This window comes from Paenibacillus sp. V4I7 (assembly GCF_030817275.1).
Classification (GTDB): Bacteria; Bacillota; Bacilli; order Paenibacillales; family NBRC-103111; genus Paenibacillus_E.
Map to the genome: position 1 here is coordinate 4,718,274 of NZ_JAUSZD010000002.1, position 21,520 is coordinate 4,739,793.

The window sequence follows — 21,520 nt, forward strand, 5'->3', positions numbered from 1 at the left end:
AACTCCTCTCTTGTTAATGTAAAATGCGGGTAAGCATCACTCACCCCATAATAAAACTAGCCAGCTGCAGCAGCTGGCTAGTTCATCTATTTTAGGATTTAATGAATACAGTCTTAATATCCGTGTAAAATTCTATGGCAGCCTGCCCTTGCTCACGCGAACCTGAGCTGGACTGCTTCATACCTCCGAACGGTGCTTGCAGCTCCACGCCTGCGCTTTCGGCATTGATCCGCACAAGTCCGGCATCGATATCATGCATGAACGTAAGCATTTTCGAAATATCCCGTGTGAATACCGACGCACTGAGTCCAAACTTCACGTCATTGGCAATTCGGATTGCCTCCTCGAACGAATCTACCTTGATCAAAGCTAGCACAGGACCGAATATTTCTTCCTGCGCGATCGTCATGGAACTGGAAATGTCTTCGAAGACCGTAGGTTCAATGAAGAATCCGGCTTCCAACCCTTGTCCTTGAGCTTTACCGCCTCCGCAAAGCAAGGTACCTCCTTCTTCCACGCCTTTGGCGATGTAAGACAGAACGGTATGGAACTGGTTTTCGCTTGCGCACGGCCCCATCCAAGTTTCTGCGTCCAAACCAGGGCCCACTCGAATCGCTTCAATCTTCTTCAGCAGCTTCATCTTAAACGCTTCATAGATCTCGCTCTGAATGATGACCCGACTCGTAGCTGTGCATTTCTGCCCTGTGGATCGTAAGCCGCCGCTGATCGTCGCCTCGACCGCAAGGTCCAGATCCGCATCATGCGCCACGATAATTGGATTCTTGCCGCCCATTTCCAGCTGGTACTTGGCTCCTCTCGCCAGAGCACTCTGCCCCACCCCTTTCCCTACTCGGTCGGATCCTGTGAATGTGACGCCGCCAATGTCCGGATGATCGGCCATCGCTTGTCCGATCACTCCCCCTTGGCCCGTCACCATATTAATGACGCCGGAGGGAAGACCCGCTTCATGGAAGCATTCGATGACCAGCGCTGCCGTTGCGGCCGTTTCCTGAGCAGGCTTAAACACCACGGTGTTGCCGTAGATTAAGGCAGGCGCTATTTTCCAAATCGGAATGGCAACTGGAAAGTTCCATGGGGTAATAACACCAATAACGCCAAGCGGCACACGCGTCGTAAACATTAAAGCGGCATTATCCGTAGACGGGATAACATCGCCAATCTTCCGCATCCCTTCACCTGCGTAGTAGCGAAGAATCGCCACGCCACGCGCCGTTTCCCCTTTTGCCTCAGGCAGCGTTTTCCCCATCTCACGTGTCATCATTTCCGCAATCTGATCCAAACGGCGTTCCAATCGATCCGCTACTTTGAACAGAAATTCGCCACGGGCTGCCCCCGACAATTTGCGCCATCCCTGCAGTGACATCTTAGCTGCGGTTACGGCTTCATCCAGATCAAGGGTGGACGACTTTTGAACGTATGCGACGATTTCATGGCGATTGGCCGGGTTCATACTGGCATCCACCTCTTGGCTGGATGCTGCTTTCCACGCGCTATTTACATAATTTAGATAAGTTTTAATCTCCGTCACGTTTAATCCCTCCCACCTCTAAATTCAGTTAAAGCCGCCAAGAGAGCTTTCACATAACCAACAGCATAAGCCCATCCGACCCAACTCATGCCGGATTGAGGCCGAGGTGCGCGATCCATTTCCAGCATTGGAATGTGGTCCGGATTGATACAACCGTTATATCCAACTTTATGAAGAGCTAATAGGATTTTCGCCATATTCATATGACCATCGTCGAGCATCGCTTCTTCGAACGCACCCGCTGTCGCCAGGCTGCCCCGGATGTTGCGGAAATGGACAAGAAAGATCCGATCCTTGCGTCCGTACTGATAAATTTCATCCAGAACAAGCGGTGTGCCCCCTGCCTCTCCTCGGGTACCCACGCAGTAGACAAGGCCTACATTCCTGCTTGGGAAAGCATCGATCACTCGATTTAAACCCAGCCCCCCAAAAGGCGTATTATGGTAGGGTGTGTCTGAAGGATGCACGGCTAAATTCACATTATACGCTTCGGCAAGCGGAACTAACTTCCCGAATACGATATCGAAGCGCTTCCACCATTCATTTAGTTGTTCCACTGTGGGAGGCTGTTGGTCAGGACTTCGCTTCATAGACTCCCCGCGTACCAGTGTCCCCCCTCGGTGCACGGCTGTGTATTCCTCCGCCATATAGGGAAACACATCGCCCGCAAACCGCTGCCGGACAAGGGTAATTCCCGCTTCACCGAATGTTTGAATAGCGCTGCATACGTTGTCCAATTGAATCTCTGAGCCAGGCTCATCCAACATAAAGCTGCTTGTCATATTCGGAAGCGTCACCCGATTAATTTCCATCCCATGGGAGCGAATCCTGCGTTTTAATTGAAGCAGCTTATCTAGATCCGGATACCCTTGTTCACGGACGCCTGGAAAAGAACCACCTTGCGTAAAATCAATACAGTCAACCCCAAGTTGGCACATTTGTCTTAAATCGCTATCTGACAATTCACAAGTTGGAACTTGAACGGATACCTTCATCATGGATGACTTCCCCCTAACCTTTATTGGAAATAGCGATAAGGTCTATGCTCCGTTTAATAATCGATTCCAAAAGCACATAATGCTCTCTTTCTACCCGTACTAGCGGCGGACGAACAGATAACCCTATGGGCAAACCGACGATGTCCATACCCGCTTTAATGAGTGAAACCGCATACCCTTTACGGAGTTGACGAATGCGGTGGATCGGTAAGAGCACTTCACGGTAAAGGGTTTGAACAAAAGCCTGATCTCCGCCAAGTAAGCTCTCGTAAAACTTTCTCGATACTTGTGGCATGTAATTGGAGATAGCCGATGAATACGAATGATATCCAAGCGCTGCGTATGCCGGCATCGTCAGTTCAGCAAGCGGCATCCCATTCATCCATTGCAGCTTGCTGCCCAGCGACTGTACGAATTCTATATTTAACTCGAAGTTTCCTAATCCATCTTTGAACCCAATGACATTTGGAAGGGATGCCAGCTTTTCTATCGTGCTTAGTGTGAAGATCGCGTTATCCCGTTGATAGATGATAACAGATAAGTCCGTGCTCTGAGCAATCGTCCGATAGTACTGGTACAGACCTTCCTGCTCTGGAATAATGAGGTATGGCGGCAGCAGCAATAAGCCGTCTGCTCCAAGCCGTTCCGCCAATTGAGCACGTTCCACCGCATCTTTGACATTTCCTCCGACACCTGCAAACACGGGTACTTGTCCTGCAACCGTAGATACTCCGGTGGAAACTAACTGTTCATATTCCTGCAAATCCAAAGATTGATATTCACCTGAACCAGCGCAAACAAATATAGAATCTAATCCATTGTCGAGCAAAAATCGGACGTTGGCCTCGAATGCTTTCTCATCCACTTGCTCGCTATCATGAAACGGCGTAACTGGAAAACCCATAATACCTGCAAGCGAAATATGTTTATCGCTCCCCATACGTAACAGCCCCTTTTCGTTTGCTTTCATCTCATTATAGGAGATTCGAGCGGGAGCAGTCTTTATAAAAACATGCCGCTTTTTTAAAAAATTCCGTGATATAATGAACATCAGCCTGCCAGAGGGGAGATCACATACGTGCTGAGTCATTCTGTTTATTCACGAAGTAACCTGTATCTCAACCAAAACCTGGTTCAGTTAAAAGGAGCCACTGCATCCATCTTTGTTCACTACTGGGGAGCGAAGCCGCAGCATAAAGGCAATAGTCCCCATGCACATTCTTTTTTCGAGATTTGTTATGTCGTAGAAGGAGAAGGGGTATACTCTCACGATGGTGTTACCTATCCACTCCGGGCAGGAACGCTCTATTGTTCCAAGCCCGAAAGCCGTCACTATATTCAAAGTGAAGAAGGCATGCTGCTTCTATTTCTAGCACTTGAGCCGATAGCGTCAGAATCGAGTCAACCATTTATACGTGATTTTGAGCAATTATGCTCTTATCCTCATTTGTTCATCCCGAATGCAGACCAAACTGCACCTATGTTAATTTGGCAAGCCCTGCTCATCCAAGCTTCCGATTCTAGCATTCGCTATAGAGAATCCATGGAGCAGTTGGCCTATTCGCTTATCATAAGCTGTATCAGTCTATTTTTGCATCATTGTCGCTCTGGCGATACGGCTTCATCCGCTACTGGCTCGGAATTACAAGGAACACTTAAAATGGCCAAAGCCTATATACAGACGAATCTCTCCAATAAAATAGTGCTTTCGGATGTAGCTCAAAGCCTCCATTTGTCAGAACGTCAGTTGTCCCGCCTAATAGCAGAAGAATTGGGACAATCCTTTCCTTCGATCGTTAAAACCGAAAGAATCAAAAGAGCTGCTTATTTATTAGGATATACGGACATCCCTTTGAAAAAAATCGCTGAAGATACCGGTTTTGAAAGCATCCATTACTTTACGCAGGTCTTCACCAGGGAAATGGGTACTCCGCCCAGCAGCTTCCGCAAAAAGTGTTTGAACTCCGCATCCGTAGATGCATGGATTCACAAGTATTTAGAGCAGGTAGCGACTCGCTATCAAAAATATAAACAGCAAGATCGTCCCGATTAACGCTTCTCCTCATTCCCTTCCCCAAAGCATATAGCGGTTGTTTGCGCATCCTGTATGGATTTGCGAAAACAACCGCTATACATGCTCTCTCCCATATGGGCCAGTATCATTCCTGGAATGATTTCATCACCCGGTCGGACATGATCCCAACCCCAATTGTGTCACTGTATTTCCGGGGTTGTCATTCCCCTTTACCAAATCTATTTCTCCATCAAATATTTATTCAAAAAGTCGTTACGAAACTTTCCGTGTGGATCACAATGAAGGAGCAGTTGTCGGAAGTCTGGCAGCTTCTCATAGAGCGGTTTCAACTGAGCGGGTTGCATGGTAAACAGCTTTCCCCAATGCGGACGAGCCCGGAAAGGCGCAAGTTGCTTTTCGATCATCGGCAGAACTTGTTTGACTGCCTCCCAATTCGGTTTCCACGTAAAATGAATAGCAACTGAATCCTGATTGTAATTAGGGCTCATCCACAAATTATCTTTTGCAATGGTACGAACTTCAGAAACATAAAGGTGTGGCGAAATTTGCTCCCGTATGCCATTAAGTGCATTTAATGCCTGATAGGCATCTTGTCGCGGCACGAAATACTCGCTTTGCAGCTCCTCTCCAGCACTCGGAGTGAAATCCATGCGAAAGTGCGGCAATCTCTCGTGCCATGGTCCCGCGATGCACATCTGCTCGCTGCAATTCTCCGCTGTATGTCCTGGCACTGGATGCCGAGGTGAAGTTGCTAATTGTGCGTCGAAAAACTCAGGTGCAGGTGCTACCTGGTCAGAGACTTGATCAGTCAGTTTCTGCTTTATCCATACTTGATTGAAATTCGCATTCTTCCAATCGGTGAATAGACTAACACTATATGCACTGGAAAAAATATCGTCAAAGTGCTCATTTAGTTGCACTAGAGACAGATTATCGTAAACATGCTGACTCATTTGAAATGTTGGGATCACATCCAGTGTAATTTTAGTGACTACGCCCAATCCTCCAAGCCCAACAATTGAACCTGCGATGTCTTGTTGCTCGCGGGAGAATACAGCCATGTCCCCGTTCGCCTGAATGATTTCCATAGAATCAACCACTGTAGCAAGATTGCCATTCCGATCACCAGAACCATGCGTTGCCGTAGCGCATGCACCTGCAACGGTTATGTGCGGCAGCGACGCCAAATTGTGAAGCGCATAACCATAGTTATGAAGATGTTCACATAGCTCTCCATACCGGATTCCTGCTTCAACAGTTACCTTATTTTTTACAGTATCTAATGCTACCACACGGTTAAGTTTCTGAAGTGAAAGAAGGCTTTCGGCACAATCGGCGATGCTATTAAACGAGTGCCGTGTGCCAAGCACCTTTATTTGCTTACTGCGAGCCACTAATTCCTGTACTTGCTCCACACTTGTGGGAACATGGAGTTCAGAGGCACTATACTTGTAGTTGCCAGCCCAATTCCAATTATTTTTCATATCTTCACACACCTTCGAAAGTATTTATAGTGTATAAAAATTCGATATAGGACTATTGAAATCCTTGTCATGCTTTAAAGGCTAATTAGATGAGAAAAGGCCTCCGTTTCACAATTTAATCGGCAGCCTTCTCTTGGTGTTTTCGGAGTGCGTTCGAAAAAATCATGTCCAGTTCCTCATAAGTCTTGAGATAAACGTATCATATCCCTGCATTGTATACCGTTTTCAAAAATTTCATCAGAGTAATGCTTTACAAAGAAGTCCCTATCAATCCCAACTATTCTAAAACCACATTTTTGATATAGAGCGAGTTGTCCCATTCCTGAGTTCCCAGTGCCAATCTCAATTGTTTTATAACCCTGAAACTTAGCATTTTTAATTGCATGCTGTACAATCTTCTTTCCTATCCCTTTACCTTGGTGGTTCTCGCTGACGGCAATATTCACCAACTCAACTGTCTCAGGTCTTGTAGGCAATAATACATAAACTGCTAAAATAGTGTTATTCATCTCTGCTACATAGCACTGACCTCGTTTAAGATATTCGTTAACAATCTGTTCAGAAGGGTCAGCTACCAATAACAGCTCCATTGGAGGCGACTCGTAAGTATCTAACTTGCGTATTTCCATTCTAATCCTCCTTTGTTGAACCATCATTGCCCGTACTCAAGTATAGTTTCCGTTAGTTGAAGATAAGGATGTAGCTAAAATTCGCGACCACGTCAAGACTGTGCTTGCAGTCTCCGATCCAGCATGCCCTGCACGAACCACGCATAAACGGCATACCCAGCCAGTATGGCAACCGCCGTAAGAAGGAAGGGCAGCGAATAATGATTTCCAGCCAAAATGTAGCCCGCCCAGTAAGAGGCGATAGTGTTGCCGATGCTGCGCGATACCGTCCGCATGACTGCAAACAAGTTGCGGTCTTCTTCGGCGACAGCAGACATGCATTCGCTGTCCATTAAGTTGTTTAACATGGTGAAGCCCGTCCCGCGAATGAGTAGCAGTACCGCAAATACAAAGGCCGGCATGGTGAGCGCCATCAACGCCACGACAAACATGTTATACAGAAACAGGAACACAAACGTCCTGCGGCTGCCCCATCTCTCTACAACGTACGGCATAACGATCGAGCCGATAAAGAAGAATAATCCGGACAACGCGAGCAAAATGGAGATGTTGCCGTCCTCCATCTGAAACCGGAATTTCAGAATGACGTTCAGGAATGGGCTAAGCAGCCCGAACGTAAAGCCGGAGTTGAAAATAAGCAGCGAAAGCAGCAGCAGAAAATACATCGCATGCCCTCTCTTCGGCCGGTCCGGAGGCTTCGCTGGTTGAACACCACTGACCTCATCTGCTGCAGCGCTATTCACCCTTGCATGTGTAGATGGAAGCAGCATTCCCCGTAATATGCCTGAGAGCGCCAAGCATCCGCCGGCAACGAAGAATGCATACTGGTACAACGTGGTATGCCCTGGCAGCCAATCCGGCAGGTAGCCGCCAAGCCATGTGCCGAGGCCGGTAAAAAAAGTAAATACGGCGAATAACAAAGAATACGCGCTCGTCTCTTCTTTCTTGCTTCGGCAATATTGGAAAATCAGCTGAATTTCGGAGTTCACGATCGCTGTAATGCCGAGTGACCAGATGAGCTGCGCTGTGGTAACCGCGCCAAGGCTGGTTCCGAAGCCGAAGAGAGTGAGCGAAAGGAATGCTAGGAGCATGCCGGTGACGAGCATCGTTTTGCGCCCGACGCTCTTCACGATGAAACCTGCAGGCAGACTGGCTAGGCCAATTGTCAACGCCCCCAGCGACGTTATTCTACCGATGTCACCTTTGGAGAAACCGAGGTTCAAGAGATGTAAATTCAGGATGAGGCCGAAGATGCCTACTCCGATGCCAAACAAACTCTCGGTCGCGATGAAACGCTTCACGTCAGGAGATAAATCACGAACTAAATTTACGGTATACGTCCACATGGATGCACCTTTCCTTTTGCTACTGTATGTGCTTTATCTTACATGGCGGCGGCATCCGGTTCAATCCTATTTCTTCGGAAAGACCTAAATTGAAAAATTGCTTGATTTCTCTGTCGCAGCCTGTAATTATAGCCGTATTTCACAGCAACTTCGATTACTTTCACATTGCTGGACTGCAGCTCCATCGCCGCCAAGGTAAGACGTCTACACCGAATATACTCCGCTAAGCCAATTCCCGAGAGGAAAGAAAACATCCGGTTGAATTGATGCTCTGAACAGCATGCGATTCTAGCCACTTATTGAAAGTCGATTTCATCGTCAAGCTATGCCTCAATATATGCCAATGCTTTGTTATGTTCTGAATCGAATTTCAAGCTATTTAATGTCATTAATAAAAAAAAGCCGCGATTTACGCGACTTTTGTCATTATATCTACTCTTAAAAGGTAAATACGTGGTTACCAATGGTAATCTTGGCGGTTCTTTTTTTGCTCCAAGATGCCTGGGCAATATCAGGATTGTAAAAATAAAGGGCCCCAGTTGTTGGATCCAAACCATTCAAAGCGGCTTTTGCCGCGCTATAGGCTGACAAATTTGGTTTAAGGTTAAACTGGCCATCATCAATGGCTGAAAATTGACCTGGCTGATGGATAACCTCAGTGATGGAATCAGGAAATTTTTCGGACTGAACTCGATTAAGAACGACAGCTCCCACGGCAACTTGTCCAACAAAGGGCTCCCCTCGGGCTTCGGAATGAATGATTCGCGCCAATTCATCCAGCACCGACTGTTGGGGTGAAATCGTTTTTTTTAATTTAGACAGAGTTAAGGAATCGGCTTCACCGTCAACTGACAAGCCATAGCTGGCTTGAAATTTCTTTACCGCATTCTTAGTCTGATTACCGTAATAACCGGTAATTCCTGTTTTAAAGTAACCCAATGCGCTTAATCGTTCTTGCAAATCCAGTACTTGGTCACTTTGTGTGCCCTGTCCAAACGATTGCGCACCGACCGGTGCGGCCATCCCCATTACACCAAGGGAACAGACACAGATAAGAGCTTGTAATTTCTTCTTCATGTTGCAAGATAACCTCCTCTTCCTTTTACGCGCCGCACATGGCAACGACATGCAGCATTACAAATTTAGGGGTGTTGATCCGACTCAAGATGTTGCCTTACACGCTCTGAAAATAGAGAACAGCATCAAGCTGTCCCTTATACACTTCGGGAGAAACACCTATTTAGGGTCGCAAATCACAAAAAGGAGCTATGCCAATAGGCTAGCTCCTCCACTAACGTTCTGCGGGCTCTCCGTAATAGGATCATATCCCAAGTACAAAACAGGAATGTACAAGTTAAGTTTTTCAAGCCCTGAGCTGCCGCGAAAAAGCTCCTCCTTTATCGTTTGCCGTTAGGTGAATGAAACTTATCATCCTAGAGTATTAATCAATAAAATGACTACTTAGTCTAAAACTAAGTGTTCATTTCACCCATTTTTAATGAAATTAAATTTTAATATTTTTATTGATTTTTGTAATAAAATTTAATAGTCTAGAAATGAACCATACCTAATCTTTACCAAACCGAACCGATACGATGAGGAGGAGATGGGACAAGGAATTTTGAGTACAGCATTTGAGAGCGGTTTCATACTTTTAGGAGGATGTGATTAGGTGACAAATAGTTCACGAAAGCTGACCATTTTGATTCCCATTCTAACAGCATTTATCTTCTTTATTGGTACAATCATCTCGGGATTTGGCAATGTATTACCTTCCGTGTATGCAGATTCTGTAGTCGAAATCGATTCTGCAAGTTCGCCGGCTTATGCCAATGTGGAAAATTTTGAACAGACAACAAGCCTGTCTGCTTCCTCTGCACAAGCCAAGTCCGTCAGTATCGGCTTAATCAGCAGACCGGAGACGATCTATTATGGTTACCATGCTGTAAAATTAGCTTACGATTTCACGGGGATGCCGGGAACGTCGGCAGCATATATCAACTTCAAAGACCCGAGCGGATCAGCCGGGCGTACACTTCAAGGGATTCCGAAAAAGCTGGGGGTGTGGGTCTACGGCGACGGAAACAACCATTGGCTGCGCGCACAACTACAGGATGCGAACGGGACGAAACCTGTAGTTGATTTCACGACCAGCAACGGTCTTAATTGGAGCGGTTGGAAGTATGTCACGACCACTGTGCCTAACAATCTCATAGCTCCTCTTAAGATCAATCAAATTTATGTCGTAGAAACGAAGGTCAACAACAAAAACAGCGGTGTGCTGATGTTTGACCAGTTGAATGCCTACTATACGGACTCGACTGTCTTTGGTCTCGACGTAGTTGGACTTCCGCCCATGCAGGTGGGAGATACGAAGCAAGCAACTGTTAACGCTACTTATCAAAACGGCACCGAACCGGTTCCTATCGTAAGCGGAATCAATTATCGGAGCAGCGATGAACGGATTGCGACAGTCGAACCTTACGGAACTGTCCGGGCACTGCAAGCAGGCACGGTAACGATTGCTGCAGTATACGGTAATGCACCGGAAGCGGCTTATACGTTAACGGTCACCGAAGAAGCGCCGATTCCACAGAAATTGGAGCTTTCAGCGCTATCCAAGCTCGAAACCGGCGCGACAAACCGGCTGAGAGTGTACGCTGCATACAGCGGCGCTGCAGAACCGGTATCTATTCTGACCGGAGCCAACTTCCAGAGCAGCAGCCCCGAAATTGCGACTGTCGATGCCTCCGGACTCATTAAAGCTGTGAAGGCCGGTACGACGACGATCACTGCTTCCATTAGTGGTGTCTCCCAAGAATACGTGCTCACGGTAACGAATCCGGTTCCGGTATTGCAAAAAATCGAGTTAACCGGCCTGAAGGCGATGACCGTCGGAGAGTCCAGGCAAACGAAAGTGGTCGGCACTTACACATGGCTTCCTGATCCGGTCGAACTGACAAGTGGCGTTGCCTACACAAGCAGTAATCCTGGTGTCGCTTCCGTTAACGCAAGCGGAATGGTTACAGCAATGCAGATGGGAACCTCGAGAATTACGGCGACGTACGGAGGCAAATCGAGTGATTTTTACCTGGTGGTGAACAAAGTGGCGACTGTGCCGAAGCGAGAATTAAGAGCCGCTTGGATTGCTACCGTCGATAATATCGACTGGCCGAAAAAAGGCGTTGTCGAAGCGGAAGCGCAAAAGCGCGATTTTATCGAGCAGTTGGATGAGCTGCAAGCGGCTGGCATGAATGCGGTCATCGTTCAGGTGAAGCCGACCGCAGATGCCTTTTATCCCTCGGCGTACGCCCCTTGGTCGGAATGGCTGACAGGTGAACAAGGCAAGGACCCGGGCTATAATCCTCTCGCGTTTATGCTGGAGGAAGTCCACAAGCGGAATATGGAATTCCACGCCTGGTTCAACCCTTATCGGATCAGTCTGCAGGATCGTATTGATAAGCTGGTTCCCAATCATCCGGCACGGCAGCATCCTGATTGGGTCGTTACATATGGCGGCAAGCTTTACTTCAACCCGGGGATCCCGGAAGCAAAACAGTTCATCTCAGACAGCATCATGGAAGTGGTGAAAAATTACGACATCGACGCTGTACATTTTGACGATTATTTTTATCCGTATCCAGTAACCGGCGTGGATTTCCCGGACCAAGACGCCTATGCGAAATATGGCTCCTCTTTCCCGAACAAAGCGGACTGGAGACGCAGCAATGTAAATACGTTCGTTCAGGACATGAATGCCGCCATCAAACAAGAGAAACGCTGGGTCAAGTTTGGGATTAGTCCTTTCGGGATATGGAAAAACAAAAGCCAAGATCCTTCCGGCTCTGATACCAACGGACTTAGCAGCTACGACGCTATCTATGCGGATACGAAAAGATGGGTTGATCAAGCGTGGATCGACTATATTGCGCCGCAAATCTACTGGTATATGGGATATTCACCGGCATCCTACGATAAGTTAATCGAGTGGTGGAGCGGCGTGACGACCGGAAAAAATGTCCACCTGTACAGCGGTCAAGCGGTCTACCGGATCGGATCGGCCGATCCAGCGTGGCAAAACCCAGACGAAATGCCTAACCAAGTCGCTTATAATCGAAACTTTGATCAAGTGCACGGAAGCATATTTTTCAGTGCTCAATGGTTTAAAGACAATCCTCTCGGATTCACGAATCGATTGAAGAACGACTTTTATCGGTACCCGGCTTTAGCCCCTGTGATGCCTTGGTTGGATCAGGCTGCACCCGATGCGCCGGTCTTGGCATCCGCACTTCGAAAAGAGGCAGGGACAGAGATTACATGGAAGAAAGCCCAATCAAGTGACATAGCCTACTATATCGTTTATCGTTTTGACGGAGGGGCTGCCTTAGACCTGCAGGATCCATCTCATATTGTTGCAAAAGTACGTACACAAACGGGTTTCGATCTCACCTTCTTAGACAAGAATGCGACAGATGGAAAAGTATATACGTATATCGTAACAGCGGTTGACCGGATTCATAACGAAAGTGCTGCCAGCAACCCCGTTACGATGACCAACATCCTGGACGTTACGCCACCTGTCTCTGCATCTGCCATCGAAGGCACCCAATATAACGATTGGTATGTGTCGGAAGTTCGGATTAAACTATCGGCAAGTGACGATCTAACAGGTGTAAAGCAAACAGATTACAGCACTGATAACGGCTTAAACTGGAATTTATATATCTCACCGATCTCCTTAACTGCCGATGGGGATCATACATTGCTATACCGTTCAACGGATAGCGCCGGCAACGTAGAACAAACACGGACGATGCAAATCTCGATAGACCGAACGGCACCGACGGTACAAATCACCGGAGCGAAAGCGTATACCGTCGATCAGATGGTATCGATCACTTGCACAGCAGTGGATACTGTATCCGGCATTGTTTATAATCCATGCGCAGAGCCGTTGGTCAGTGCTCCTGCTTATCAGTTGGAGCTCGGCCTCCACAATGTCTCGGTTCAAGTTACGGATCATGCAGGCAACGTAGGAACAGGTTCTACTTCGTACACGGTGCAGGTTACTGAGAACAGTCTCGCGAACTTAATCCGTGAATTCGTCACGGGATCTGGTGAACAAGGTATCGAGAATTCACTGTTGAAAAAGCTGGAACACCAGCAAATCGATGCTTTCATTCATGAGATTGATGCTCAAACAGGCAAGCGAATTACAATGGAACAAGCGGACATTCTTATAAGGTTAGTTCGAGCTCTTCAATAAAAATGATTACAGACTCCACGCATTATGTGTGGGGTCTGTTTTCGATTCATTGCCAATGAAATTCCTGACCTCTCGGAAGTCATGACTTTTTCCCATACAATTCCGTTAGATCTGCAATTTTTGTCTGAATCCTCTCGGGAATCTCCTTTAACAGCTTAAACCAAGGCACAAAAAGTTCCTCGTCCAAACGGTATTCCTTATATACTAAGGCAGGTGTAAACGCACAAGATTTCAAATAAGTCTCTACCAGCTTGTTCGTTTCCTCGTTCGTCATAATCGTTCCTTCCAGAAAATAAGGAATGGTCAAACCATCAACACCAGCATCTTCGTTTACTGCAGTCATAAAGTGTGGAACGAGCTCCAAAAACTCAGCTACTGGACTAAATGCATGCTTCCCAGGCTGCGAAAACAGCCGCACATGCGTCCCATCGAGCAAATTGCTTCGGTCCTTCAGGAGCCCTTTCAAATACTTGCCGTGAAAGCTCGCTTCACAATCGATGACATTTCCATCATGGCCTATGTAAACCCATACATGCTCCAATTCATACAAATGCTGAATATCATAATCCCAATAAATTGCGTATTCAATAATTTTCTTCAAACGTATATCATTAAATGGAAACGATCTTCGAAAGGATGGGGAGACCCCCTCCTGTTCAAAAACCGTTACCCCGACCCGAACCGGAAAAAAGGGTTCATTTTTATCAAAGTACAGATAAGGCGCGTAAACCTGAATAGTTTGCAAATCCATAGGATGGCTCCCCCTTAATAACTAAGAATACATAAAGTCCCTCAAGTAAAATGATTTGCATTAATATGTTAAATCACCTACGTTTATTTCTCGCTTTTTATAGGGAACTGTGGTTCATATTTACTTATCTGCATTTCACACCATTGTGCCGTAGTCTCAGATATCCTAAAATGTTATACTTCAATAATCTACTATGATGTTCTGCATTTTTAGCGACCAAAGGGGTGATCGGCATGCTGGTAGCTGAACGCTATCTGACTTTATACGACCGTTTTGGCGGTGAAAACTCGAATGGCGAACCTGTAGTGGCAACTCTGGAAGAGTTGGCCAATGCGCTATTCTGCACGCCAAGAAACGCGAAACTTGTGCTGAAGAAATTAGAGGAAGACTGTCTCGTAAATTGGCTGCCGGGCCGCGGTCGCGGTAATCGATCACACATAATTTTCAAGGTGCATAAGGAAAACTTCTTGCTCAACCTGGCTACGTCCAAAGCCGATGTTGGCGATTACCGCACATCGTTCGAAGTGCTCAGCAATTACGGTGAAGGGACCGAAGCCAAGATCAAGTTCCTCGAATGGCTGAAGGGGAGATTCGGCTATCAGAAGGAAACGGTGAGAGGTCTTACCGAATGCGATACGCTTCGTTTTCCCGTCTACCGTAGCGTCCAAACGCTCGATCCTGCTAAAGTGAATTATGCCTTCGACTCACACATCATCCGGCAAATCTTCGATCGTCTCGTCACTTATGACGAGACAGTAGATCGGATAGTTCCCGGAATTGCTCATGCCTGGAACGCAGATTCACAGGCAATGGAATGGACTTTCTATTTGCGCAAAGGCGTCTTGTTCCATTCAGGTCGTGAACTGAACTCTCAGGATGTGGTCTATACCTTCGAACGGCTTCGCTCTCAAAACATGCCGAACCGCTGGATGATGAGAAGTCTTTCGGTTGTGGAAGCATTGGGGCCGCGTACTGTGCGTTTTGTACTGTCGCAACCGAATCGGATTTTCGATCGTTTTTTATGCTCGGCCGCTTCATCTATCTTGCCTCTGGATTTGGACGAACAGAGTGAAGAAGACTATTGGCGACTGCCGACGGGCACAGGACCATTCCACTTGGTCTCCTTTTCTCCACATCGCATCGAATTGGCGGCCAATACCTCCTATTATGCGGGAAGACCCTACCTGGATGGCGTCGATATCATCATCATGCCGGAGGATTGCCAACAGATGTCAACCATTGGCTTGCCCTCCGTGATGCAAACTCAAGATGGAGATAAATCGGAGCAGGAAGAGAATCCAGAAGAAAAATGGCAAGCTCTCGCCCGGTTGTGCAACGGCTGCACGATGATGACATGGAACGGGAATAAACAGGGGTGGACGCAGAACGAGACCTTCCGTAAAGCCGTGCGGCTCTTGCTCGATCCCGTAGCCATGCAAGCTGAATTAGGTGGAGAACGCGTGCTGCCGGCTTATTCATTGCGCCCGGAAGACAGCATGCAATATGAACGCCAAACCGCAACCGTTCCGGAAATCTACCATGCACTGTCCCAATCCGGCTACGACGGGACCAAACTTCGACTTGTCGTACACGAAAAGTATGAACGAGACGGACGATGGGTCGCGACGCGCATGAATAGCTTTGGCATTGCTGTCGACCTGTTTTTGGCGGATTGGTCGCAAGTTTTAGATCCTGAAATCATATCCAGCGCCGATTTCACTATTTCAGGGATCATTCTGGCCGAAGAAGACGTCTGCGAGATCGACATGTATGAACATGAGGAATGCATCTCCAGTACGTATCTGGCGCCTTCACTCAAAAGCTGGATTCTTGCGCAGATTGACTTGGCTCTTGGCTCTGACAGCGCTCAAGCCCGTAGAAGCCACTTGCGCGATATCGAAACACGGCTCCGGGAAGAGTGCCATATCATTTTCCTGCATCATCGGCAGCTGAATACTTATATGCATCCTTCGGTTAGAGGTGCTTCATTCAACTCTAACGGCTGGATTGACTTTAAACAAATTTGGCTAGAAAAATGATCAAAAGAATACCGCTTTAAGTTGGGCGGTATTTATATAGTTACTAATTCGAGGGGAATTTCGTGATTCCTCCTCAACAGGCTACCGACCTGCCTTCATCCTGCACAGATTAATTGGAGCGATGGGAAAACAACGATGTCGTATTCAGCAACTCCTTGATACCATCAGCGATTTTTTGGACTCCGATGCCGATCATTTCCTCCTCCACTTGAGAAACACTCAGTCGAATTAACGTTTCTTTTTCAAATTCAGGAAGATACATCTTTTTTGCGTCGTCCATGTATACATTTTCCTTATTCATATACGTAATAAATTGCTTTGCATTCAGTGGATTTGGTAGCCTGATTGTCGAGTAAAAACCGGATAGGGAACCCGAATATGCAGCGGAAGGCGGCAAGTACTCTTTATAAGCTTTTTGCAATAATGTTGCTTTGTTGCTGTAGATCGACCTCATACGTTGAATATGAGCCTTAAACATACCGCTTTTAAGATAAATTTCCAGAGCCCCTTGTGTGAGCACCGGTGTATGTAAATCCGTAGCAAATTTGGCGCGTAAGAACGAGGCTCGCAAGGAATCCGGAATAACCGCGAGACCCAGTCTCAAACCAGGAAGCATCACTTTGGAAAAGCTTTTGGTATAAATGACTCTTCCTGATGGATCGTAAGCAAACATAGGGTCCTGCTTCAGGTTGGAATCAAGGTCCCCCATGTAATCATCTTCGATGATATAGACGTCGTACTTTGTAGCCAACTCCACGATTTTCCGTTTCTCCGCGTTCGAGTAACTATATCCGGTTGGATTTTGAAACCTTGAGACCGTGTAGAAGAACTTGATATTTTTGAATTTGAACAGATTTTCCAAACGCTCCATGTCTATTCCCTTCGAAGTTATTTCAACCCCGAATGCCGTGACTTCTTGAAGCTTGATTGATTCGATTAAGCTGAAGTGAGTGGGCTGTTCGACACAGATATCTCTTTTTCCGTTGGGGAAAGGAAGCATAACAAACAGATGGAGTGCTTGCTGCGAACCGGAAACCACACATATTCTTTCGGGTACAGTAAAAACCTGAAGATCTTGCAAATGCCGGGCTAGCTCCGCTCGCAGCGAATATATCCCTTGGATATCCGAATAAGTGAACATCTCTTCTTTATATACTTCAATGGCTTGATTAATACAGTGTTGATAATCTCGATAGGGCATCGCATTCTTGTCAGGACCGGCCGATAGAAAATCAATGGTTCTCGCATCCATCTGACCGGGTTTACGGGAATGATAACGTTCCACAACATAATAACCACTCTTGGAAACGGAATAGATCATATGCTTCTTTTCCAATTCGGAATAAGCTTTTATGATGGTGTTATTACTACATGAGAACTGCTCGGCCAGAGCCCTGATAGACGGCAGCTTGTTCCCCGGTTTTAATTCGTCTTCCTCGATTTGTTTTTCAATATAGTTCATGACCACTGCATAGATCAATTTGTTCGCTCCCCCTTCTATCTGTACAGGTACAAACCAAGAAAAACTTGATTTACAAGTTATACCGATTTAAGTAGACTCATGGTTACAAGATGCATGTTGGATTGGGGACCGTTGTTCGATGGCCATCGAAATCTTTCCCGAAAAAATTGATACTAATAGGAGTGATGCAAATGAAGAGGTTAAAAGGTCTTTTGTTTTTTGTTGCTACTCTACTTACTGCCGTATTCATCACGTTCACGACGTATGCCTATGCAGACCCGAAGATCATCACTCTTGAACTGGAAGATGTCTTCCAGGCTAACCAAGGGACTCTAGTAATCAAAAACCTGAAATCAGATAAAGTATATGCTTATAATCCGGAAAGAAGCAAGGAACGATTCACCCCGGAGTCAAGCTTTAAAGTTCCGAATGCGTTAATCGGACTGGAAGTGAAAGTCGTAGCCGATGAATACGACATTAAGAGATGGGACGGTGTCGAGAGAGAGTTCCAGGGTTGGAACCGGGATCATACGTTGGGTTCCGCCATGAGACATTCTGCCATTTGGTATTATCAGGAGTTGGCCCGCGATATCGGCAAAGAAACTATGGAGGATTATCTTAATCAAATTGATTACGGCAATCGAGACATAACAGGAGGAATCGATACCTTCTGGCTGAACACCAGCTTAAAGATCTCCGCTCAGGAGCAGGCAGCATTTATGGAAAAACTGGTGGAAGAGGATTTACCTTTTCAGAAAAAAACAATGAAGACGGTCAAACGAATCATGATCGATGACGAACAAGACGAATATATCGTACATGGCAAAACAGGTACAAGATTGTCGGATATGGGCTTGGGATGGTATGTAGGATATATTGAAACAAATAAGGATACCTGGGTTTTCGCGACTAATGTAGCCGGTAGCGGAACGAAAGCAAAACAGCTGACGATGGAATCCTTGGAGAAAATGAAGATCATCAACGAATAAATGCAAATAAATAAAAACGCCCATACAAGAAAATATAATAAGCGTTCACTCCGTAGAGTGAACGCCTAATTTACTTCAAATTATCGTTCTCCGTTAGGTTAACGACGTTCAAAAAATTCCCATTGTTCCTCAAAATGAAAGCCAATTCACACGTTTACATTTACTCTTGGACTTCATTTAAAGTATTGGCCAATCTTACTGTTATCCTTTAAAATCAAAGACTTCATGTTATTCTGACGGAACATTTTTAATATTAACGGTTTACTATTTTTTTCGAATCCAGCATTCCATTCAAACATCTTCATGAAAATATGGATTGTTGGTGTATAGTTCGCTTTTTCGACCCCTAGTTTTTGCAGGATAAATCTTCTAATAATCCTAATTATTCTTAACGCATACGGGGTGTCCAAGAAAATGATTAATTCGGCATTCTGGAAGCTTTTTAAAACCCAATCATGGCTATGAGCACCTTCTATAATCCATCGGTTAGAACGGATTATATTGTCTAAGTACTCATTTCTTTCCTCGTCAGTTCTTCTTATATCTTCAGATTTATGCCGTTTCCAAACCACGTTATCTAATTCATAATGCGGAATGCCATACCTAAGGGATAAATTTCTAGCAAGTGTGGTTTTTCCGCTCCCGACTGAACCTATGATATGTATTTTGTTCGGAATATTCTCGTTCAGATGGATCCCCACTTTTTGTGAAAGTTCCTTCACTAATCATTTAATCCCTTTCCATTGAGAAAAGAACGATATTTCTCAACTTCTCATATTCTTCCTTCCACTTTTTAGCTTTACTTAAAAATTCATCATCCTTAGGATTCATTCTATGAAATGGATAGCCCACGGCCGATCAAATTGGCAGAAACCGGCTTTTTGCCGATTTCACGCGCCCAAACTGACAGTTGCCCAATATGGTGTATTTCATGGGCGATTACATGACGCATGACTTCCCCCCATGTATAAGATGCGGTACTACCATCTTGCCTTATGTCAGTAAAGATCTTTATTTCCAATTTCTCCTCCCAATTCAGTACAAATGGTCTTACTTCCTTTTGGAATTCGGCATCCAGCTTACGGATCATCTCCAGTGTATTGTAAGCTTCAAAGTTTTCTTGGAAATCTGGCTTCCCTTGCAAGGATCGAATCCAGCTCCACTCTACGTCAATGATATGGAAAAGTGTACGCAAAATTCCCCCTGCCCCTCCGATTCGATCTCGAAGTAAGTCCTCCGGCGAAATCTCTTCACACCACCGATACCAATCTTCCCTGACTTGCCAATTGTAATGGAACATGGTTTGCAATACATTCACTCCATTCTTATAGTAAGGAATTTATCCAAAAAACAACCATCAATACTCTGGCCTGTACCTAATGCACTTATTACATCTTCTTCGGGTTGGAGTAACTTTACCCCACTAAAGGAGACTTCATCGAGGATTTTCAGGTCCAGTAAATACATGTCTTCGTAAGTTACAGATATGGTTCTTGGGTTCTCTAAATAATCAACTTTTGCTTCCATATTCTCAGAGAAAAAACGGATTGGAACGTAGGCTAAATTTTTATAATTTAATACTTCATACATTGGTCCAGATTCCGTTTGCTCACCATTAATAAAAATCTTTGAAGGAAACAAGTAAGCTTGGATTGTTTCAGAAGCACTAACAATCGTACAGAATGATAATAATATTCCTGCAAAAAGCCCAATGGCATATTTTCTCATATTTACAATCCTATCTGCTACTTTAATTAACAAAAGAGGAGCTACCGCGAACAAGGCCCCTCAACTATAGTTTCCCGTTCGTGAATGACTTGTGATACGGTTCAATGTATCATTGCAAAGGCGAAATTTTAGAACACAAATTTGAGTGCCCTGCGTTTGTTCCCTTCTTTTCCACTATAGGCATCACATCTTTTTTAACTACCTGACAGATATCCCTTACGGATTCTTGATGTGGACATATACTTAAGAAAACCCGATGGAGAGGATGCATGTGGTTATGAAATCAGACCGACTCACGATTATTATAGAAAAAGGTAAAAAACGCATGATCGCAAGAACGCCGATCACTGGAATTGACAAACTGGTGTTCGTCGTAAACCATCAATTTACCAACGCCCCCAACACGACGCAAATTGCAAGCGGTGCAGGCCGCAGCAGCGCTGCAGGCAACAACGCCGCTATTAAATCCCCGAATACTCAACAGCAACAGAGCGTCGGGGCAGGAGGAAAAGCCAAGAACAAATGGTTGAAGGGCGCCAATGACGGACTTTATCATGGTAATTCCCGGTTCGGAACGCGTCGTTGCGGCAAAGAAATTATCATTGTCCTTAATGATCAAATCGTCAAGCTTCCCAGAAATGCCGCTAACGCCTCGGCTACCCAGGTGGCAAGCGGCGGCGGAAGATACAGTACGAGCGGGACTAACTCTGCAATTGAAAGTCCAGGTACCAAACAGCAGCACGCTGTCGGTGGAGGCGGAACTGCTTTGAATAAATGGATTAGCAAGCACAGAAAGAAATCGAGGTAGTGAAAAGCCCACATGTTTGTGAAAGTAGTTGCAGATAACTTGAATCTCTGCGAAGGTGTAAATCTACCTAACACAATTCAAATCAAAATCATACCATAAATTGGTTCATTTATTAGGCAGGGTTTTAAATAAAGGTAAAGTGAAACGTTGGGCAAGTTGCCTGACGCTTCACTTTTTTTGATTCAATTCACTTCGGCAATTACGACTTTGAGAACGAGCTTCCACGAACGGATCACTCCTTTACCGATATCGGTTGTTCCCGATATACGGTAGACCCCTTCAGTGACGAAATTGCGGTTGGGCGATCCAATGGAATCGCAGTACCTATCTGTAATGAAACCATCATCGATTTTGAGAATGTCGTTAGATATAGCTTGTAGCCGATACTCGTCGATTCTTTCAGAAATTCCTAGTAATCCCATACGACTCACCCCTC

The 21,520-nt window shown here is 45.7% G+C and carries 18 protein-coding genes and 2 pseudogenes; 5 read left to right on the plus strand and 15 right to left on the minus strand.

All coding sequences use genetic code 11. The annotated features are described in order from the left end of the window. Nucleotides 1-91: 91 nt before the first annotated feature. From gucD to kdgD, 3 genes are read right to left on the minus strand one after another with little or no spacing between them, the layout of a single operon-like run. Nucleotides 92-1,549 carry an alpha-ketoglutaric semialdehyde dehydrogenase GucD gene (gene gucD, locus QFZ80_RS22545; protein WP_307553942.1) on the minus strand — a complete coding sequence of 486 codons (1,458 nt, stop codon included), beginning with the start codon at nucleotides 1,547-1,549 and terminating at the stop codon, nucleotides 92-94. 2 nt (nucleotides 1,550-1,551) lie between these two features. Beyond that, nucleotides 1,552-2,547: a mannonate dehydratase gene (locus QFZ80_RS22550; RefSeq protein ID WP_307561137.1), complete on the minus strand. Its 996-nt coding sequence runs from the start codon at nucleotides 2,545-2,547 to the stop codon at nucleotides 1,552-1,554. 13 nt (nucleotides 2,548-2,560) lie between these two features. Beyond that, nucleotides 2,561-3,487, minus strand: coding sequence for a 5-dehydro-4-deoxyglucarate dehydratase (gene kdgD / locus QFZ80_RS22555; RefSeq protein WP_307553938.1), 927 nt, complete (start codon nucleotides 3,485-3,487; stop codon nucleotides 2,561-2,563). Between the two features lie 138 nt (nucleotides 3,488-3,625). Here kdgD and QFZ80_RS22560 point away from each other — a divergent pair, with 138 nt between their 5' ends. After that, nucleotides 3,626-4,600, plus strand: a complete 975-nt coding sequence (locus QFZ80_RS22560) for an AraC family transcriptional regulator (RefSeq protein WP_307561139.1) — start codon at nucleotides 3,626-3,628, stop codon at nucleotides 4,598-4,600. A 200-nt stretch (nucleotides 4,601-4,800) separates the two neighbouring features. On the opposite strand, the gene QFZ80_RS22565 is transcribed toward QFZ80_RS22560, so the two are convergent. The 5 genes and pseudogenes from QFZ80_RS22565 to QFZ80_RS22585 form a co-directional block, all read right to left on the minus strand. Next, nucleotides 4,801-6,066: an FAD-binding protein gene (locus QFZ80_RS22565; protein WP_307553933.1), complete on the minus strand. Its 1,266-nt coding sequence runs from the start codon at nucleotides 6,064-6,066 to the stop codon at nucleotides 4,801-4,803. A 176-nt stretch (nucleotides 6,067-6,242) separates the two neighbouring features. Further along, a complete protein-coding gene (locus QFZ80_RS22570) occupies nucleotides 6,243-6,695 on the minus strand; it encodes a GNAT family N-acetyltransferase (protein WP_307553931.1) in 453 nt (150 codons plus the stop codon). A gap of 92 nt (nucleotides 6,696-6,787) precedes the next feature. Continuing rightward, the gene (locus tag QFZ80_RS22575) at nucleotides 6,788-8,041 is read right to left on the minus strand and encodes an MFS transporter (RefSeq protein ID WP_307561141.1); all 1,254 of its coding nucleotides are present in this window, start codon (nucleotides 8,039-8,041) and stop codon (nucleotides 6,788-6,790) included. 125 nt (nucleotides 8,042-8,166) lie between these two features. Beyond that, nucleotides 8,167-8,352: pseudogene (locus QFZ80_RS22580) on the minus strand (helix-turn-helix domain-containing protein); the annotation flags it as partial. Nucleotides 8,353-8,479: 127 nt separating this feature from the next. Continuing rightward, nucleotides 8,480-9,118, minus strand: a complete 639-nt coding sequence (locus QFZ80_RS22585) for a cell wall hydrolase (RefSeq protein WP_307553927.1) — start codon at nucleotides 9,116-9,118, stop codon at nucleotides 8,480-8,482. A 595-nt stretch (nucleotides 9,119-9,713) separates the two neighbouring features. Here QFZ80_RS22585 and QFZ80_RS22590 point away from each other — a divergent pair. After that, nucleotides 9,714-13,307 carry a family 10 glycosylhydrolase gene (locus QFZ80_RS22590; protein WP_307561143.1) on the plus strand — a complete coding sequence of 1,198 codons (3,594 nt, stop codon included), beginning with the start codon at nucleotides 9,714-9,716 and terminating at the stop codon, nucleotides 13,305-13,307. Between the two features lie 79 nt (nucleotides 13,308-13,386). On the opposite strand, the gene QFZ80_RS22595 is transcribed toward QFZ80_RS22590, so the two are convergent. Then, nucleotides 13,387-14,058, minus strand: coding sequence for an NPP1 family protein (locus QFZ80_RS22595; RefSeq protein ID WP_307561145.1), 672 nt, complete (start codon nucleotides 14,056-14,058; stop codon nucleotides 13,387-13,389). Nucleotides 14,059-14,291: 233 nt separating this feature from the next. On the opposite strand from QFZ80_RS22595, the gene QFZ80_RS22600 reads away from it, so the two are divergent. After that, nucleotides 14,292-16,097 carry an SgrR family transcriptional regulator gene (locus tag QFZ80_RS22600; protein ID WP_307561147.1) on the plus strand — a complete coding sequence of 602 codons (1,806 nt, stop codon included), beginning with the start codon at nucleotides 14,292-14,294 and terminating at the stop codon, nucleotides 16,095-16,097. 109 nt (nucleotides 16,098-16,206) lie between these two features. Here QFZ80_RS22600 and QFZ80_RS22605 read toward each other — a convergent pair whose 3' ends face one another. Next, on the minus strand, nucleotides 16,207-17,577 hold the full coding sequence (locus tag QFZ80_RS22605; RefSeq protein ID WP_307561149.1) for an aminotransferase-like domain-containing protein: 1,371 nt from the start codon (nucleotides 17,575-17,577) through the stop codon (nucleotides 16,207-16,209). Between the two features lie 173 nt (nucleotides 17,578-17,750). Between QFZ80_RS22605 and blaOXA the strand changes: the two genes are divergently transcribed. After that, nucleotides 17,751-18,548 (plus strand): class D beta-lactamase, encoded by a 798-nt coding sequence (gene blaOXA / locus QFZ80_RS22610; RefSeq protein WP_373460141.1) that lies wholly within the window; start codon nucleotides 17,751-17,753, stop codon nucleotides 18,546-18,548. Between the two features lie 173 nt (nucleotides 18,549-18,721). Here the strand turns inward: blaOXA and QFZ80_RS22615 are convergent, their stop codons facing one another. From QFZ80_RS22615 to QFZ80_RS22630, 4 genes and pseudogenes are all read right to left on the minus strand, one after another. Further along, complete coding sequence (locus tag QFZ80_RS22615) at nucleotides 18,722-19,237, minus strand: AAA family ATPase (RefSeq protein WP_307556032.1); 516 nt, start codon at nucleotides 19,235-19,237, stop codon at nucleotides 18,722-18,724. Between the two features lie 61 nt (nucleotides 19,238-19,298). Next, nucleotides 19,299-19,379, minus strand: a pseudogene (locus tag QFZ80_RS22620) (hypothetical protein); the annotation flags it as partial. A 1-nt stretch (nucleotide 19,380) separates the two neighbouring features. After that, nucleotides 19,381-19,857, minus strand: coding sequence for a DinB family protein (locus tag QFZ80_RS22625; RefSeq protein ID WP_307553916.1), 477 nt, complete (start codon nucleotides 19,855-19,857; stop codon nucleotides 19,381-19,383). 5 nt (nucleotides 19,858-19,862) lie between these two features. Further along, the gene (locus tag QFZ80_RS22630; RefSeq protein WP_307561152.1) at nucleotides 19,863-20,309 is read right to left on the minus strand and encodes a stalk domain-containing protein; all 447 of its coding nucleotides are present in this window, start codon (nucleotides 20,307-20,309) and stop codon (nucleotides 19,863-19,865) included. A gap of 292 nt (nucleotides 20,310-20,601) precedes the next feature. Here QFZ80_RS22630 and QFZ80_RS22635 point away from each other — a divergent pair, with 292 nt between their 5' ends. After that, nucleotides 20,602-21,084, plus strand: coding sequence for a hypothetical protein (locus QFZ80_RS22635; protein ID WP_307564195.1), 483 nt, complete (start codon nucleotides 20,602-20,604; stop codon nucleotides 21,082-21,084). Between the two features lie 182 nt (nucleotides 21,085-21,266). Here the strand turns inward: QFZ80_RS22635 and QFZ80_RS22640 are convergent, their stop codons facing one another. Further along, complete coding sequence (locus QFZ80_RS22640) at nucleotides 21,267-21,506, minus strand: hypothetical protein (RefSeq protein WP_307561154.1); 240 nt, start codon at nucleotides 21,504-21,506, stop codon at nucleotides 21,267-21,269. Nucleotides 21,507-21,520: the final 14 nt, after the last annotated feature.

Coding starts and splice junctions, on each gene's coding strand:
- QFZ80_RS22640 (WP_307561154.1), bottom strand. CDS start 21,506: ATGGGATTACTAGGAATTTCTGAAAGAATCGACGAGTATCGGCTACAA.
- QFZ80_RS22570 (WP_307553931.1), bottom strand. CDS start 6,695: ATGGAAATACGCAAGTTAGATACTTACGAGTCGCCTCCAATGGAGCTG.
- QFZ80_RS22550 (WP_307561137.1), bottom strand. CDS start 2,547: ATGATGAAGGTATCCGTTCAAGTTCCAACTTGTGAATTGTCAGATAGC.
- blaOXA (WP_373460141.1), top strand. CDS start 17,751: ATGAAGAGGTTAAAAGGTCTTTTGTTTTTTGTTGCTACTCTACTTACT.
- QFZ80_RS22635 (WP_307564195.1), top strand. CDS start 20,602: ATGATCGCAAGAACGCCGATCACTGGAATTGACAAACTGGTGTTCGTC.
- QFZ80_RS22575 (WP_307561141.1), bottom strand. CDS start 8,041: ATGTGGACGTATACCGTAAATTTAGTTCGTGATTTATCTCCTGACGTG.
- kdgD (WP_307553938.1), bottom strand. CDS start 3,487: ATGGGGAGCGATAAACATATTTCGCTTGCAGGTATTATGGGTTTTCCA.
- QFZ80_RS22585 (WP_307553927.1), bottom strand. CDS start 9,118: ATGAAGAAGAAATTACAAGCTCTTATCTGTGTCTGTTCCCTTGGTGTA.
- QFZ80_RS22595 (WP_307561145.1), bottom strand. CDS start 14,058: ATGGATTTGCAAACTATTCAGGTTTACGCGCCTTATCTGTACTTTGAT.
- QFZ80_RS22565 (WP_307553933.1), bottom strand. CDS start 6,066: ATGAAAAATAATTGGAATTGGGCTGGCAACTACAAGTATAGTGCCTCT.
- QFZ80_RS22600 (WP_307561147.1), top strand. CDS start 14,292: ATGCTGGTAGCTGAACGCTATCTGACTTTATACGACCGTTTTGGCGGT.